Source organism: Flaviramulus aquimarinus (genome assembly GCF_039543205.1).
GTDB lineage: Bacteria > Bacteroidota > Bacteroidia > Flavobacteriales > Flavobacteriaceae > Flaviramulus_B > Flaviramulus_B aquimarinus.
On sequence record NZ_BAABJH010000002.1, the window covers coordinates 1 to 15,736 of the forward strand.

The window sequence follows — 15,736 nt, forward strand, 5'->3', positions numbered from 1 at the left end:
CTACCTATTTGAAACATAAAAAAACCACTGCAGAAAAACAGACCTTAATCCTAGGAAGGGGAAACCCATAATAAAAATTACACCTACTTAAATATTATAAAAAGAAATTCCAAACAACACCAAAACGTACTGTGAAATCTCGATATGGATTGTGTGGTGCCGAATAGTAGTTATAGCCTGTAAATGATGAATTGAAATGTTCTGCTTTTAAATAGATACGTGTTTGGCGGATTTTTGCATTTATAAAGAAATCTAAACGCGGGAAGTCTCCAAATTCCCTATCATTTTGCACATAGAATTCTGCCAATAATGGATTATAAGCATTCATATAATACTTAGTAAAGTAATTAAAGGTTATTCCTGTTTGGAGATATAATGCTTTTTTGAATATATGATTGGAATAATACAAGGTGTTTCTGGTTGTAAACTCGGGAACATTTAATGTGTTATTTTCATCATCTACTGTTTGATAGAGCACGGTATTATTGAGTGCTAAATTCCCAAACTTGATTTCGTTTTCTAATTTAAACCTTAAATAGTTAATTGTTTTATTATTTTGGAAAGGCTGAACTTGCAGTGTAGTTTCATGTCTTTTAAAATACACATAGTCATTTATAGTATTAAAGTCTGCCGTTAACTTGACGTACTCTTTATATTGCACCTTAAGTGCGAGTTGCTGGGTTTCGATATTATTAAAATTATTCTGCCAATTATAATTCAAATAATTATTTTGATACAATAGGGTATTGTAATTTGGCACTTTAGAGCTATGATTGATGGATACTGTTGCCCCAATTTCATCATTCAATTTAAATATGACATGTGCTTTAAGGAAATTACCATCAAATTCGCCCGATATATTGACTCCTAATTCACCTTGCAAGTCAAAGCCTTTATAGCGTTTATGATATTTACCTCCTGCCGCAAAGATATTACCTTTTAACCTATTCGTTATAGTGTTTCCGTTTAGAATCACCAACTTATCATATCCATAATTATAATTGTTGTTACTGATGTTAAACTGAAAATTACCTAATACATTATTAAAGTAATCGACCTGTACTTGATTATAAAAATTCTCTAATGTGGCTCTATCTTGCAAACCAGAGTTTCTAAAAGCTTCTCCAAAAAAATTGGTGCTTGCTGATGTTTGATCATACTGGAAATACTTATCTTCAAATGACATAATATGCCTTACAGCCAACCTACTTTTTGAGGTTGAGTCATTTAATGTTTGTGGAAGATATTTCTCAACAACTTTATTAAACACCTTATAGTTATGATCTAAATGAAAACGTTTCCCTTTTAATATACTTTCTGCGTTTTCAAAATTTACCTCTAAAATAGAACGATCTAAAAATTCTTCTTCTCCAGATTCGAAAAGTTCAACTTGATCATCTTGAAGCCCACCATTTTCTTGATTTAATAGATCTTGCATGACAATATGCCCTCTAACATTATAACGATCATTTTTGGTTCTATAATTTGATGTTACTCTAAAGTTACCAGTACTTGTTAATATGTGTTGGTATTTTCCTAAAGAACGTAAGCCTTTATAGGCTACTGAAAAATTAAACCGAGGTGATGTATTTACGGTAAAAAACGAGTCAGCCAGCTGTCCTTGCTCAAAGGCTGTTTTAAAAAAAAGTTCGGTTAATGGTGTTGGTACGCGATAATAATTTATATCTTCAATTTCCATATAATTGAAATGTCTGGCTTGTGCAGCAAAACCAGGCATTAGGCTTGTACTTTCAAAACTATAGGTTAAACTATTATAGGTTTGCCCCAGGTTTGAAAATGGTATTAAACCAAAATCATCTTTTCGCAAATAATTGAATTTATAATCTTTTTGTATGGTTAATGTGGTGTCTACATAAGTCGTATCGTTTTTATGTGATATGATTAGATAGTCTTCTATTTTGGCTTTAGGGTTTTTTAAGTTTTTAATACTCGTACTAATTTTTGAACTTGTACTTAAACTATCTTGTGTTACTGAAGATCTATTTGTAATAGGCGAAGGTCTATCGGGGTTTATTTGTGCAACAATACTATTTGTTAAAAAAAGAAACAGGCATGTTAATAGTATTTTATTCATCTGTTTATTTCTGTTTCCTTTTTTAGGTTTTGATGCTTTTCTCATATTAAGCTTATAACAAATAACAAATTTTAGTTTATGGTATTTGGCAACTCTTTTTTTACGAAGCAAAAGTAATTATTTGAACGTAAAGTGCGAGTAAATATTTTAAATAAAGAAAGCCAGCTAATATTGCTGGCTTTCTTTTAAATATTAATCATCTTGTTTAAATGATGAATTGAGAATATTTATTTTGAGTTAGTCAGTTACAAACATCTATATATTATATTTAAAAAACAAAGAATTGCAAGAAAAAAAATTAAGACTAGATAAATTCTAGTTTTTTAAGATTATTAAATCAATAAAATATACGCTATTTAATATATTATTTTTTAAAGCGTTTACTCAAAACAGGTTTTTAGTTCGGGTTATTATAAAAAACAGAGTAAACATATTATATAGGTATCGCAATTCTATTGCTATAATTCTAGATTTATCGATATTTTTGCTTTATGTTATTATTAAATCATTCAAGTTCTATATTGGAATGTGGCACAGATGAAGCTGGACGTGGCTGCATTGCAGGGCCTGTAACAGCTGCTGCTGTTATTCTTCCAAAAAAATTCAAAAATTTAATTTTAAATGATTCGAAGCAACTCAGTGAAAAAAAACGTGATATTTTAAAGCCTATTATTGAATACCAAGCTTTGTGTTTTGGGGTTGCTCATGTATTTCAAGAAGACATTGATAAAATCAATATTTTAAATGCTTCTATTTTAGCCATGCACCTTTCTATTGACAAATTAAAACCCATACCTAAATTTATAATTGTTGATGGTAATAAATTTAAACCCTATAAAGATATTCCTTTTGAAACCATTATTAAAGGGGACTCTAAATATTTAAGTATTGCTGCAGCTTCCGTTTTGGCAAAAACGCACCGCGACCTATATATGCATAGCATTCACAAAGAATTCCCTATGTATAACTGGAAACAAAACAAAGGTTATCCTACTAAAGAGCATCGGGCTGCTATAAAAAAATATGGTATAACTAAATACCACAGAAAATCGTTTAGATTATTACCTAAACAATTAAAGTTAAACCTATAATACCATTTCAACTTAAAAACAACCCTAAAAATTGTTCTTTTCTGTTTATACTTCAAAATAAAAATTACTGCTTTTTATTTGAGAGCTTTTTAAGTTGAAATGGTATAAGTTTTTATATTTACAGAAATTTATTAAATCCATGAGGTTCTTTTGCTTTTCCCTTCTACTTATTTCCTTTTTTAGTTGTTCTAATACGAAATCTAGCCGAACCACACTTATTGATTTTGTTCCAGAAAATGCATCAATAATCATAAAAACATCTAATCTTGAGAGTTTAAAAAGCAGTATAAATAATAGTGATTTTCTACAAAGACTTTCCAAAAACAATACATATAAAAATTTAGAAAACAAGCTAAAACCCTTATCTTATATAAATCCTTTAGGTGAAATTTTAATTTGCTTTTCTGAAGATTTAAATGACAGCGTTCAGTATTCCATAATTACAAAATATAATGAAGGCCTTCTTACAACGGATTCTTTACCAAATTTCATAAAAGAAACACTTAACTATAAAAACAAAACGATTACAAAATCTACAATCAACAAGCATATATTCTATAGTACATTAATTGACAGCACCTTTTTTGCTTCGTCTTCAAAGACTATTATCAACAATCTGTTTGATAATTCAAATAAACACCAAAAATTAAATAAGATATACAATACCACTAGTCATGACAAAACATTTTCCGTTGTTTTAAAACCTAATAACACTTTTGTAAAATCTTTTTTTATTGAAGATTCGCTTTCGCTAAAAATGTTTACAAATTACATAGCTGCTGATGTTGAAATAAACCAAAATGAGTTTTACTTTAATGGTATTACAAAAGCTACAGATTCTACAAAAAGCTTAATTAATATTTTTAAAAATACCATACCACAGGATACTCAAATTCAAAATATAACACCATCTAATAGTGATGGCTTTATGAGTTTTACTTTTGACAACTTTAAAACTATTGAAACAAATTTAATGACGTTCAACAAAAAAGATTCTATAACTAATACCACCACGGTTTTTGATGATATTATTGAAATTGGTGTTATCTATGAAGGTAATGACCGCGCTATCGTTTTAAACTCAACTGATGTTATTGCCACCAAAGACGCCCTTTTAAATGAACAAAACGTTATTAAAACATATCGTGAAACTGATATTTTTAGCTTTAACCAACCAGTAGTATTTGCAAAAACGTTTAACCCTTTAATAACATATAATAGCGCAAACATGTATTGTGTTTTAGACAATTTTTTTGTGTTTTCTGATCATTTAGAAATGCTTCAAAATATTATTGTTAACTATCAAAACAAAACCACTATTTCTGATAAAAGTTACTTTAAAGACATAAAAGAAAAACTAAGTAACGCTGCTTCGCTTACGCAAGTTGTTAGTCCTTCAACTTTAAAATCTATATTAAATAAAAACCTTAAAGAAAAGCAAATTTACAAACTAACAAATTACAATGCCTCTGCTATTCAATTTGTTTACGATAATAATTTTGCCCACATAAATGGTATTATAAAAAAGAGTAAAACCAGAGCATCTACAAATTCTGTTTCAGAAGAATTGAATATAAAACTAGATAAAGCACTTTTAAATGACCCCCAATTTGTAAAAAACCATATTACTAAACAGAAAGAAATCGTGGTTCAAGACATAAACAATAATCTATACTTAATTTCCAATAAAGGAAAAATTCTATGGAAAAAACAATTGCAAGGCTCCGTTTTAGGACGTATTAAACAAATTGACATCTATAAAAACGGTAGGCTTCAACTTGCTTTTGCAACCCCGAGTAGAGTTTATGTGATTGATAGAAACGGAAAGAATGTAGGACCTTTTCCAGCAAAATTCAATGACGAAATTACAGAACCATTAGCGGTTTTTGATTATGATAAGCGAAAAAACTATAGATTATTAGTTACTCAAGGTAAAAACCTTTTAATGTATAATGTAAAAGCTAAAATTGTGAAAGGTTTTTTATTTAAATCTGCTAACAGCCGTATTGTTTGCCAGCCAAAGCATTTTAGAATGGGAAGCAAAGACTATATTGCTTTTAAAACCCAAAACAAGTTTTACATTCTGGATAGAACTGGTAAAACCAGAGTGACGCCAAAAACATCAAACAACTACTCCAACCAACCTGTTTTCCTTTATAAAAATACTTTTACAACAACAACCTTAACTGGTAATTTAGTATCTATTGATACTAGAGGAAACGTCACAACAAAAAACTTAAATCTTTCTGAGAAACACAATATTGAAACGACAAGCAAAACCCTTGTTACCCAAAGCGAAAACCGCCTTACCATAAAAAACAAAACGACTGAGCTAGATTTTGGTGATTACTCAAACCCCAAACTCTTTTATATTCAAGATAAAATTTATGTTTCAACCACAGATTTACAATCACATAAAATTTATCTCTACGATAGCCAGTCAAAATTACTTTCCAACTTTCCTGTATATGGAAGCTCTTCTATAACACTTGACAATATTGATAAAGACCGAAATTTAGAATTTATTACTAAAGGTGAAGATAACTCCATAATACTTTATCAAATTAATTAGGTGTTAATTTTTATTTCCAGACTTTTAACGCATTTAAAAAAAATAATTTTTATATTTATACCAGCTATTAATCAATTCTTTACACATGAAATTTTCAAAAAATGCATTAGGCATCCTAACTTTTTGGATGGTTGCATTATTGATAATACCACCTATTAAAGCACAAACAAAATCCTTAAAACAACCGAAAAATAACGTTGAGATTTTTAACGTTAATAATATTCTTATAACAAAAATCATAAACCATGAGATATCCTAAACTTACAGGTTTTAATAGATAACGGTTTTTAACCATCAAAAATAAGTCCTCGAATCTAGAGTGCCAAAGTGTGATGCTTTGGCGCTCTTTTTTTGATGTAATTTCAAGTTAATTTAATAGTATTGCATATTAATTAACGCTGTGTCCGCTCGAGCGCAATCGAGAGGTTCTTAAATAACAACAAATCAAAATAGGTGTCGACTGCGCTCGACCTAATATCTAGATAGAACAAACATGATTTCAAGAAAAAACGCCTCTATTTCTCAATTCATTATTCATAAGGTTGGTAATAAATTCAACGATACTAAAAATGCTTTTTCAAATAAGACCGTCGATTTTGATGAAGCTAGCTACGATTTAATGTTACCGTTCCTATTAAGACCTTTTGGTAGTGTGGTACAGAGTTATCGTTTTAATCATCATGCCAACATATCTCTTAACGAAATTAACAGTTACAGTGCGCAAATGTTTAATGATGAAACGGGTTTTGTTGAAATTTCAAAACATATAGTCACACATTTATATGAGCAATCCAGTTCTGCACAAATAAAAACAGGCGATGTCTTAATTGTTATGTTTGAAGGTATTGAGTTTAAAGATATAACAACCAATGCTATTGGTATTTTTAAAATTGAAAGTAAAGTTAATTTTTTCCAAACCTATTTAGAAAATAACAGTTATGATGTTTTAGTGCAAAAAGGTATTAGCTCTAAAAAAGTAGACAAAGGTTGCTTAATTTTAAATCAATCGGATAGCGAAGGCCATATTGTTTTAAGTGTTGATAATAATAGTTATGATGCGCAATATTGGATTAACCATTTTTTAAATATTAAATATGCCGATGATGCCAATAACCACACACAACAGTATATAGAGCTTTGTAAAGACTTTTCTACTGAAGTCTTAAAAACCAATTATGGTCCACAAGAACAAAACACATTTTTGGCAAAGACCATTGATTTTTTTAAAGAAAATGAAGTGATAAACATAGAACGTTTTAAAGATGAATTGTTTGAAGACGATAAACACAAAAGGGAGTTCGACAACTATAAAAAAGAATTTGAAGACGAACAAAGCCTAATCATTAGAAACCAATTTGACTTAGCAGAAGCTGTTGTAACTAAAGAAAAAAGAAAAATTAAAACGGATATTAAACTTGATACCAACATACAAATAAAACTGGACATTGATGCGCCAGATGCTTCTGCCGAATATTTAGAACGTGGTTATGATGATGAAAAGAAAATGCACTATTACAAGGTGTTTTTCAATGCTGAAGATTAATAAAATTATATATCCTTTAAAAAAAATAGAATATACTTTTTTTTTAAAACCTTATTCAAATTAACTGTAAAAGCTTCGTAACTTAAAAGAAATAAACTTACATTTGAATAAGAAATAACATCAACCAAAACATGAAAATTAATAACGCTCTATTTACAATAGCTATCTTACTTAGCATCAATACATTCTCTCAAGTATCTTTTGAAAAAGGTTATTACATCAACAACGCTGGTAAAAAAGTAAACTGTTTAATTAAAAATTTAGATTGGAAAAACAACCCAACAGATTTTGAATATAAACTCACAGAAAATTCAGAGCCTGTAACCACTACTATTACTAACATTAAAGAGTTTAGCATTCTAGGTAAATCTAAATATATCCGACATCATGTTAAAATTGATAAGTCACGTGAAAGTATTAATTATTTATCAATAGAAAAAGGACCTATTTTTGTTGAAGAAACTCTTTTTTTAGCAGTTTTGATAGAAGGGAAGGCTAGTTTGTTTTATTATGAAAAATCGAATTTAAAAAGATATTTTTATGAATCTGATAATCATAAACTTGAGCAATTAGTCTTTAAAAGTTATTTAACATATCCAAACTACGAAAAATACGACAAGAGTGAAGTCGCTGAGAATAACCAATACAAACAGCAGCTTTGGAGTAATTTAAAATGTAAAGCTATTTCTTTAAGCCAAATAGAAAGGCTGAAGTACAAAAAAAGAGATTTAGTTAATTTCTTTACTAAGTATAATAATTGCGATAAATCAAACTTTACAAACTTTGAGAAATCTAAAAAATTAAATAGAAAAAAACTTTTAAGTATATCCGTAAGACCTGGCTTAAACAATTTATCTTGTGAGTTAGATAATAACGTTACTAGTCTTTTTGATTTAGACACTGAATTTGATAACCAATCGAATTTTAGATTAGGAATTGAAGCTGAGATTATTATGCCTTTCAATAAAAACAAATGGGCCATAATTATTGAACCCACTTATCAATATTTCAAAACAGATCAAGAAATAACGTATTTAATATCACCAATAGAAAATAAAAAGTCTACAGTAAACATAGATTATTCATCAATAGAAATACCAATTGGTGTTAGGCATTACATGTTTTTAAATAAAAGCTCAAAATTATTTGTTAATGCTGCATTAGTTTTTGATGCTCCAATATCAACAAAAATATCTGCAAAAAGAGAGGAAGGTGGTGAATTAATTAATTTAGACATCGTATCCAATATGAATTTAGCATTTGGTATTGGTTATAAATTCATGAACAAATTTAGTTTAGAGTTAAGATTAGGAAATAGTAGAGAGTTACTGAATGATGATCCTTCTTGGCATTCCGATTACAAAAGCACATCCTTTATTTTTGGCTATACACTCTTTTAGTAATGGCTTATAACTGTTCAAAAAAATAGACTTTATTTTCTATTGATAGAAATTGGTATTATTGAGCTGATGTTAAAAAAGTGACTAAAAACACTAAAACCTATAAAAACTCTGCCTCAAAAAGCTTACTAAAATGCTTAAGCAGTTTATCTTTAACCTCAGCTTCATCAACTACTTTTTTGCCTAACTCAATATTTAAAGACGTTACCGCTTTACCACGAATACCACAAGGAATCATTAAATCAAAATACCCCAAATTGGCATTGATGTTGAGTGCAAAACCATGCATCGTGACCCAACGACTGGCACGAACGCCCATAGCACAAATTTTACGAGCAAATGGCGTTCCAACATCTAACCAAACACCAGTTTCACCAAGACTACGTTCTGCCTTTAAACCATATTCGGCAAGCGTTAGAATAATCATTTCTTCTAAAAAACGCAAGTATTTATGAATATCGGTAAAAAAGTTATCCAAATCCAAAATAGGATAACCTACAATTTGACCAGGGCCATGATAAGTAATATCCCCTCCACGATTCACTTTATGAAAAGTTGCGTTTTTAGCTTTTAGTTGAGCTTCATCAACCAACAAATTAGACATATCACCACTTTTACCTAAAGTATACACATGCGGATGCTCAACAAACAAGAAATAATTATTGGTTACTAAACCAGCATCCTCTCGCCTATTTTTAATTTTAGTATCTACAATACCTTTAAACAATTGCTCTTGGTAATCCCAAGTTTGCTTATAGTCCTTAAGCCCTAAATCCTGAAGCTCTATTTTTTTATTCATAGGCTGCAAAATTACGATATTTTTATGTTTTAATTTTTAGGGTTATTAAGTATAACCAGTGCGGCAATGACTCCAGGCACCCAGCCACAAAGCCATAATAAGAAGACAATAATAATAGAACCGCAACCTTTATCAATAACAGCTAAAGGTGGACAAATAATAGACAGTAAAACTCTCCAGAAACTCATTTTTGATTGATTTTAATTGATGATTTACCTATTTGACGTAAAAGTATGTTGTTTGTTACATTTTAGCGCTAGGAATTTAGTCCCAAAAGCTATCAGGAGCAATAACCTACTAGAAGGCAAGTTCCAAAAAAAAATCGTAAATCAATAATCGTAAATCGTTAATCAAATGTTTATCTTTGTGCCTTTAAAATTCACAGCTAGAGCATAGATTATGTCGCAATTATCAGAGCAAGAACTTGTACGAAGAGAAAAGTTAGTAAAATTACGCGAATTAGGTATTAATCCGTACCCAGCAGATTTATACCCCCTAAATTACACCTCTAAACAGGTAAAAGACCAATTTGAGGAAGGTAAACAGGTTACTATTGCTGGTCGTTTAATGATGATAAAAGTGCAAGGGAAAGCAAGTTTTGCACAATTACAAGATGCCGAAGGTAAAATACAGGTGTATTTTAACAGAGATGAAATTTGCCTTGGCGAAGACAAAACCAAATACAATGATGTTTTTAAAAAGCTATTGGATTTTGGAGATTTTGTTGGAATTGAAGGCGAATTATTCACTACTAAAGTAGGAGAAAAAACGGTAAAAGTTAAAGACTTCACACTGTTAAGCAAATCTTTAAAACCATTGCCACTACCTAAAGAAAAAGATGGTGTGATATATGATGCTTTTACTGACCCAGAGCAACGTTACAGACAGCGTTATGCTGATTTGGTGGTGAATCCACATGTAAAAAATGTATTTGTAAAACGCACCAAATTATTTAATGCCATGCGTTCATTTTTTAATGATGCTGGATATTTCGAGGTTGAAACCCCTGTTTTACAACCCATTCCTGGAGGTGCTGCAGCACGCCCGTTTATTACACACCATAATGCTTTAGATATTCCGTTGTACATGCGAATTGCTAATGAGCTATATCTTAAACGATTAATTGTAGGTGGTTTTGATGGCGTTTATGAGTTTTCCAAAAACTTTAGAAACGAGGGTATGGACAGAACTCACAACCCAGAATTCACGGCTATGGAAATTTATGTAGCCTATAAAGACTACAACTGGATGATGGACTTCTGTGAACGTTTACTTGAGCATTGTGCTATTGCTGTTAACGGAACTACCAAAGCAACGTTTGGCGAGCATGAAATAGATTTTAAGGCGCCATATGCCAGAGTAACTATGGCAGATTCCATAAAGCATTTTACCGGTTTTGATATTACTGGTAAAACTGAAGATGATATACGACAAGCGGCCAAAGATTTAGGGATTGAAGTAAATAACACCATGGGAAAAGGCAAGCTTATTGATGAAATATTTGGTGAAAAATGTGAGGGTAATTATATACAACCAACTTACATTACAGACTACCCTAAAGAAATGAGTCCCCTATGTAAAGAGCACCGCGATAACCCTGAATTAACAGAGCGTTTTGAATTGATGGTTTGTGGTAAAGAAATAGCTAATGCATATTCTGAGCTTAACGACCCAATTGACCAACGCGAACGGTTTGAACACCAATTAAAACTGGCTGCAAAAGGTGATGATGAGGCCACTGAATTTATAGATCACGATTTTTTACGCGCTTTAGAATATGGCATGCCACCAACATCAGGAATGGGCATTGGTATGGATAGATTGATTATGTTTTTAACCAACAACCAATCGATACAAGAGGTATTGTTCTTTCCGCAAATGCGACCTGAAAAAAAAGCATTAGCTATTAGCGATGATGCCAAAGCTGTTTTTGAAGTTTTAAAGAAAGCTGAAAAATTAATGCTAGTTGATTTAAAAACACAATCTAATTTATCAAATAAAAAATGGGATAAAACCATAAAGGAATTAACCAAAAATAGTCTTGCAAAAGTTGAAAAAACGGATGATGGGTTATTTGTTAGCATCTTATAAGTATTACTCAACAATGAAAAATTAAAAAGCCAGTAATTTTAAAATTACTGGCTTTTTTTAACTAACCAACTAACTAAACTTATTAACTAAACTCTGTGCAAATAGACTCAATTATTTTCTTCTAAAGAAGCCTTTTAGAAATGTTTAACAGAGATCTACAGTTTTTTATAGTTTCTTTTAGAGAATAGCTAAGTTTTGTTAATTTTTTAAGAAAATTTAGATATTATTAAAGTTAATTTTACTTAAAGCACACGTGTTTAAATAAGGGTTAAAATTTGTTGGCAGATAATCTTTGGAATCAAAACCTAACACAACTTCTTCTTCTATTTCAAATAACTCAATTTTACTCCAGTCTAAGTCATGCAAACCCTTTAATGGGTTAAATCCTTGTGGCAAATAGGCTTTGGTATCAAAACCTAAAACAACTTCTTCTTCTATTTCAAATAACTCAATTTTACTCCAGTCTAAGTCATGCAAACCCTTTAATGGGTTAAATCCTTGTGGCAAATAGGCTTTGGTATCAAAATCTAAAACAACTTCTTCCTCTAATTCAAGTAATTCAATTTTATTCCAGTCCAAATCATGCAAACCCTTTAATGGGTTAAATCCTTGTGGCAAATAGGCTTTGGTATCAAAACCTAACACGACCTCTTCCTCTATTTCAAACAATTCAATCTTATCCCAGTCAATATCTGTAGGTTCTTTATCATAGTTAAAAATAAATAGTGGTGCTTCTAATTTGTTTTCTTCTAAAATTGAAGATTCACACTCAGTAATAGGGTATTCTAAGTTTTCGTTCGTAATTGTTGTTGAGCTTACCGCAAACAACGCGCTAAAAATAAATGCTAATTTGATCATAATTGTTATAGTTTTTGATTTGATTATATATAGCAATTGACGTACCCAAAACCAAATTGTTACATCTATTTATGAATGTTTAACACTATTAGTCAATGTTTTATGCTTTGTTTAAGATAAAAAAAGAGATATGTTAATTTTTTAAGACACTTATGGAAGTATAACTTTTATTGTAGAATGATATAAATCAAAGTTTATTAAATCACCATGGTTTCCATTTTCAATAGAAATAAAGGTTGTTTGTTCCTTTATAGAAACATCATATAATTTTTCAGCTGAAGCAAATGGCACCACTGCATCCTCTGTTCCATGAAATATCAAAATAGGACAATTAACTTGTTTAAGATATTGATAACTTGGTAGCTTATATTTTAAAAGTCGATTTACCGGAAACATAGGAAATCTTGATTGCGCCACATCTAAAACACTATGATAAGGTGTTTCCAAAATAAGTTGTTTCGGTTTGTTTTTTGAGGATACATAACAGGCAATTCCTGTTCCTAAAGAACGACCATAAATTGTAATATCACTTTCAACATAACCATCCTTTAAATAATCATAACAATATTGGGCGTCATTATAAAGCGCTTGTTCACTTAACTTTCCAATGCTTTTTCCATAGGTTCTATAGTCCATAACCAACACGTCATATTGTTTTTCAACAAAATATTCGGCAATAATCCCCCAACGTGACAAATCACCTGCATTTCCATGAAAATAAAGTATCACCCCTTTAGGCTTTTCTACTTTAAAATGAATAGCATTTATAACAGTATCATCTTCAGTATTAAAAAATAATTCTTCAAATGGATATGAAAATTGAAACTTATAATCTTGTGCTAATACAGTTGGTAAAAACATCAATTTCTCTTGAAAAAAACATAATAAAGTTCCAACCATAAGATAAAGGCTAATTAAAACAATAACTATTTTTTTAAGCTTTTGTTTTATTTGGTTTCGAGGTGTGTTTAACATGAATACTAGTCGTTGATAAATCGATATCTTGAGATTTGCTATTTAATATATCTTGAATCATGTTATGATACGATTCAAAGTTATTTAAATTTTTGTGACCACCTCCAATCACAGTATGTAACTTGGTGAGCTTAGGCTTTACTTTGGATAATTTTACACTGGTTTTATAAGGGATTAAATTATCATTAGTTCCATGAATAATATGAATAGGACACTGTACATATTTCAACCATTTATAAGTAGGTAACGGATATTTTATAAGCAAAGATAACGGCATAAAAGGCGCATAGCGAGCAGTAACTTTAGTTAAACTATAATACGGTGCATCTAAAACCAACATTTTAGGATGATTCATAGACGCCAACTTTGCCGCAAATCCTGAGCCTAATGAACGTCCGTATAAAATAATTCTATCCTCAGTGGTACGTTCTTTTATCTTATTATATACTTCTTGTAAATCTCTTTTAATGGCTTTTTGAGAACGCCTACCTGTACTTTTCCCAAAACCACGATAATCAACCATCAAAACGTTATAACCATGTCTGGTAAAATCGACAGCAAACTTCCCCCAGCCTTTTATGCTTTTAGAATTTCCTTTAAGATACAGCACAATACCCTTAGATTCGCTTTTAGGTTTAAAAAGAATCCCATTTATTACTGCCCCATCTCTAGTTTCAAGATTATGCTCTTCTATATTTTGGTTTTCGTAATAAAACTTAAAATCCTTAGGAAGCTTTTCTGGCTTAAACAACATGTAATCTTGTAAGTAATACAAAGCAATACTAATAACTATATAAACTATTAGAATACTGATAACAATGTTTAACCAATATGGCATCTTGTAAATTTGTTAGAATACTAATATACAATAAATGGGTTTAACACTTTAAGGTTAGTAATAATCTACAAAAACAATGTTAATGTAGCTATTATTATATGTTTAAGACATACTAGCATAGCAAGAATTAACAACTAGATAATTATTTATATTTCAACTTTACTTATTTTTGCGCGATGCTAAAAAAAATACTTTTTATTGTAATCTGTATTCACAGTTCATTTATAATAGCGCAAGAAAAAGATAGCTTATCGATTAAAAATGGGATAGAAAACCCTAACCTTTTATCGACCCATCATTTTGGTATTTTTAGTTCTAGAATAAGTACCAATTTTAAACTTATACCTTTAAAAAAGACAAGCTTAACTTTTAACTCAACTAGCGGAAATAATTTCCACCCTTTTGTTGAAGCATATTTTCCTAAGGATCCTCAAGTAAGAGAACAACTAAGTCAAGTTATTTGGCACGATAGGCGTTTTAACTTTGTTGACCAGGAAACTACTCCTGCTGATTATATGAACATTGTTATTGATGCCGTAATTAAAGAGTTTAGAGTCGGTATTAATATACCATTAGCAAAACAACACGAATTGGGCATTACCTTACGTTCTTATTTAATTACTAAAGGAAAATACCCGTTTTCATTTTTTACTGGTGATGAAAGTATTGAATGGTTTCACAGCAATATAGCTGGTGGTGAAGACCCTTACGGTAGACGCTATTATGGATTGAATCAAGTTAATTTTAAATATATTGACAGAAACGGCAGAACACTTGAACTTAACAATAATGATTTTTTTATTGGAGGTTTAGAGTTTAACTATTATTACTACCCCACACTTTCAATAAATAAAACTAGAAATATATTCATCAATTTTGGAAGTCATTTTGGGCTTAACACCTCTAAATTTAATTCATCGGTAGACTTTGGACTTTCGGCAAACGCTATAAAAAAAATACACCTAAAAAATAATTATGAACTTAATATCGCTTTAGGAACAAACCTGTTACGTAAAAACTTAATTAATTTTAAAGAGGTTATAGATTTAGGGAATAATCCATACTTAGGCACTTTAGAAGCCAATATTGAAATAACAAAATATACCAAAAAAGGAAATTATAATGCCTTTGGGGTTAACTACCAGGCCCAATCACGTTATAACAAAAAAAAAGAAGCTGATTATTACAAATTACTTGGCAAATGGCGCGAAATAAACGGGGGTTGGTATAATGGCGTAGGCACATTATACAATGCCCAATCTACATGGAATTTCGTATATACTTATGGTCGACCAAGATTAAAATTATCAATATATATTAAAGAAGATTTTTTGGTAAACAATGCTCCCGATTTTCAAACAGGTATAAGTCTTACCTTTCCAATTTCAAAATAGCAAAACATCTGTTCTTTCATTCAAATCTATAAGATTTGTTAATGTGTCGTTAAAATCCAGATCGTTTTTAAACCATTATA

12 protein-coding genes are annotated in these 15,736 nt (G+C 30.3%); 6 read left to right on the forward strand and 6 right to left on the reverse strand.

Annotation, left to right across the window (positions count from 1 at the left end):
- Positions 1-94 precede the first annotated feature (94 nt).
- Complete coding sequence (locus ABD941_RS08330; RefSeq protein ID WP_345273673.1) at positions 95-2,095, reverse strand: putative porin; 2,001 nt, start codon at positions 2,093-2,095, stop codon at positions 95-97.
- Positions 2,096-2,586: 491 nt separating this feature from the next.
- Between ABD941_RS08330 and ABD941_RS08335 the strand changes: the two genes are divergently transcribed.
- From ABD941_RS08335 to ABD941_RS08350, 4 genes are all read left to right on the forward strand, one after another.
- Positions 2,587-3,186, forward strand: coding sequence for a ribonuclease HII (locus ABD941_RS08335; protein ID WP_345273674.1), 600 nt, complete (start codon positions 2,587-2,589; stop codon positions 3,184-3,186).
- A 139-nt stretch (positions 3,187-3,325) separates the two neighbouring features.
- On the forward strand, positions 3,326-5,758 hold the full coding sequence (locus ABD941_RS08340; protein WP_345273675.1) for a ribonuclease HII: 2,433 nt from the start codon (positions 3,326-3,328) through the stop codon (positions 5,756-5,758).
- Positions 5,759-6,251: 493 nt separating this feature from the next.
- Positions 6,252-7,301: a nucleoid-associated protein gene (locus ABD941_RS08345; RefSeq protein WP_345273676.1), complete on the forward strand. Its 1,050-nt coding sequence runs from the start codon at positions 6,252-6,254 to the stop codon at positions 7,299-7,301.
- A 131-nt stretch (positions 7,302-7,432) separates the two neighbouring features.
- Positions 7,433-8,701 carry a porin family protein gene (locus tag ABD941_RS08350; protein WP_345273677.1) on the forward strand — a complete coding sequence of 423 codons (1,269 nt, stop codon included), beginning with the start codon at positions 7,433-7,435 and terminating at the stop codon, positions 8,699-8,701.
- 100 nt (positions 8,702-8,801) lie between these two features.
- Here the strand turns inward: ABD941_RS08350 and lipB are convergent, their stop codons facing one another.
- Together lipB and ABD941_RS08360 are read right to left on the reverse strand one after the other, a co-directional pair.
- Positions 8,802-9,500 (reverse strand): lipoyl(octanoyl) transferase LipB, encoded by a 699-nt coding sequence (lipB, locus tag ABD941_RS08355; RefSeq protein WP_345273678.1) that lies wholly within the window; start codon positions 9,498-9,500, stop codon positions 8,802-8,804.
- Between the two features lie 29 nt (positions 9,501-9,529).
- The gene (locus tag ABD941_RS08360; protein ID WP_019388284.1) at positions 9,530-9,688 is read right to left on the reverse strand and encodes a YqaE/Pmp3 family membrane protein; all 159 of its coding nucleotides are present in this window, start codon (positions 9,686-9,688) and stop codon (positions 9,530-9,532) included.
- Between the two features lie 211 nt (positions 9,689-9,899).
- On the opposite strand from ABD941_RS08360, the gene lysS reads away from it, so the two are divergent.
- Positions 9,900-11,591 (forward strand): lysine--tRNA ligase, encoded by a 1,692-nt coding sequence (gene lysS, locus ABD941_RS08365; protein ID WP_345273679.1) that lies wholly within the window; start codon positions 9,900-9,902, stop codon positions 11,589-11,591.
- Positions 11,592-11,807: 216 nt separating this feature from the next.
- On the opposite strand, the gene ABD941_RS08370 is transcribed toward lysS, so the two are convergent.
- The 3 genes from ABD941_RS08370 to ABD941_RS08380 all read right to left on the reverse strand — a co-directional run bounded on the left by ABD941_RS08370 (position 11,808) and on the right by ABD941_RS08380 (position 14,262).
- On the reverse strand, positions 11,808-12,449 hold the full coding sequence (locus ABD941_RS08370; RefSeq protein ID WP_345273680.1) for a hypothetical protein: 642 nt from the start codon (positions 12,447-12,449) through the stop codon (positions 11,808-11,810).
- A gap of 150 nt (positions 12,450-12,599) precedes the next feature.
- Entirely contained in the window at positions 12,600-13,349 is a 750-nt protein-coding gene (locus tag ABD941_RS08375; protein WP_345273681.1) for an alpha/beta hydrolase, read from the reverse strand.
- Positions 13,350-13,383: 34 nt separating this feature from the next.
- Positions 13,384-14,262: an alpha/beta hydrolase gene (locus ABD941_RS08380; RefSeq protein WP_345273682.1), complete on the reverse strand. Its 879-nt coding sequence runs from the start codon at positions 14,260-14,262 to the stop codon at positions 13,384-13,386.
- A 176-nt stretch (positions 14,263-14,438) separates the two neighbouring features.
- Here ABD941_RS08380 and ABD941_RS08385 point away from each other — a divergent pair, with 176 nt between their 5' ends.
- Positions 14,439-15,656, forward strand: coding sequence for a hypothetical protein (locus tag ABD941_RS08385; protein WP_345273683.1), 1,218 nt, complete (start codon positions 14,439-14,441; stop codon positions 15,654-15,656).
- The last annotated feature ends 80 nt before the right edge of the window (positions 15,657-15,736 follow it).

What these genes read in the sequence shown, in the direction of transcription:
- ABD941_RS08330 (WP_345273673.1), bottom strand. Translation starts at nt 2,095, where the DNA reads ATGAATAAAATACTATTAACATGCCTGTTTCTTTTTTTAACAAATAGT.
- ABD941_RS08335 (WP_345273674.1), top strand. Translation starts at nt 2,587, where the DNA reads ATGTTATTATTAAATCATTCAAGTTCTATATTGGAATGTGGCACAGAT.
- ABD941_RS08340 (WP_345273675.1), top strand. Translation starts at nt 3,326, where the DNA reads ATGAGGTTCTTTTGCTTTTCCCTTCTACTTATTTCCTTTTTTAGTTGT.
- ABD941_RS08345 (WP_345273676.1), top strand. Translation starts at nt 6,252, where the DNA reads ATGATTTCAAGAAAAAACGCCTCTATTTCTCAATTCATTATTCATAAG.
- ABD941_RS08350 (WP_345273677.1), top strand. Translation starts at nt 7,433, where the DNA reads ATGAAAATTAATAACGCTCTATTTACAATAGCTATCTTACTTAGCATC.
- lipB (WP_345273678.1), bottom strand. Translation starts at nt 9,500, where the DNA reads ATGAATAAAAAAATAGAGCTTCAGGATTTAGGGCTTAAGGACTATAAG.
- ABD941_RS08360 (WP_019388284.1), bottom strand. Translation starts at nt 9,688, where the DNA reads ATGAGTTTCTGGAGAGTTTTACTGTCTATTATTTGTCCACCTTTAGCT.
- lysS (WP_345273679.1), top strand. Translation starts at nt 9,900, where the DNA reads ATGTCGCAATTATCAGAGCAAGAACTTGTACGAAGAGAAAAGTTAGTA.
- ABD941_RS08370 (WP_345273680.1), bottom strand. Translation starts at nt 12,449, where the DNA reads ATGATCAAATTAGCATTTATTTTTAGCGCGTTGTTTGCGGTAAGCTCA.
- ABD941_RS08375 (WP_345273681.1), bottom strand. Translation starts at nt 13,349, where the DNA reads ATGGTTGGAACTTTATTATGTTTTTTTCAAGAGAAATTGATGTTTTTA.
- ABD941_RS08380 (WP_345273682.1), bottom strand. Translation starts at nt 14,262, where the DNA reads ATGCCATATTGGTTAAACATTGTTATCAGTATTCTAATAGTTTATATA.
- ABD941_RS08385 (WP_345273683.1), top strand. Translation starts at nt 14,439, where the DNA reads ATGCTAAAAAAAATACTTTTTATTGTAATCTGTATTCACAGTTCATTT.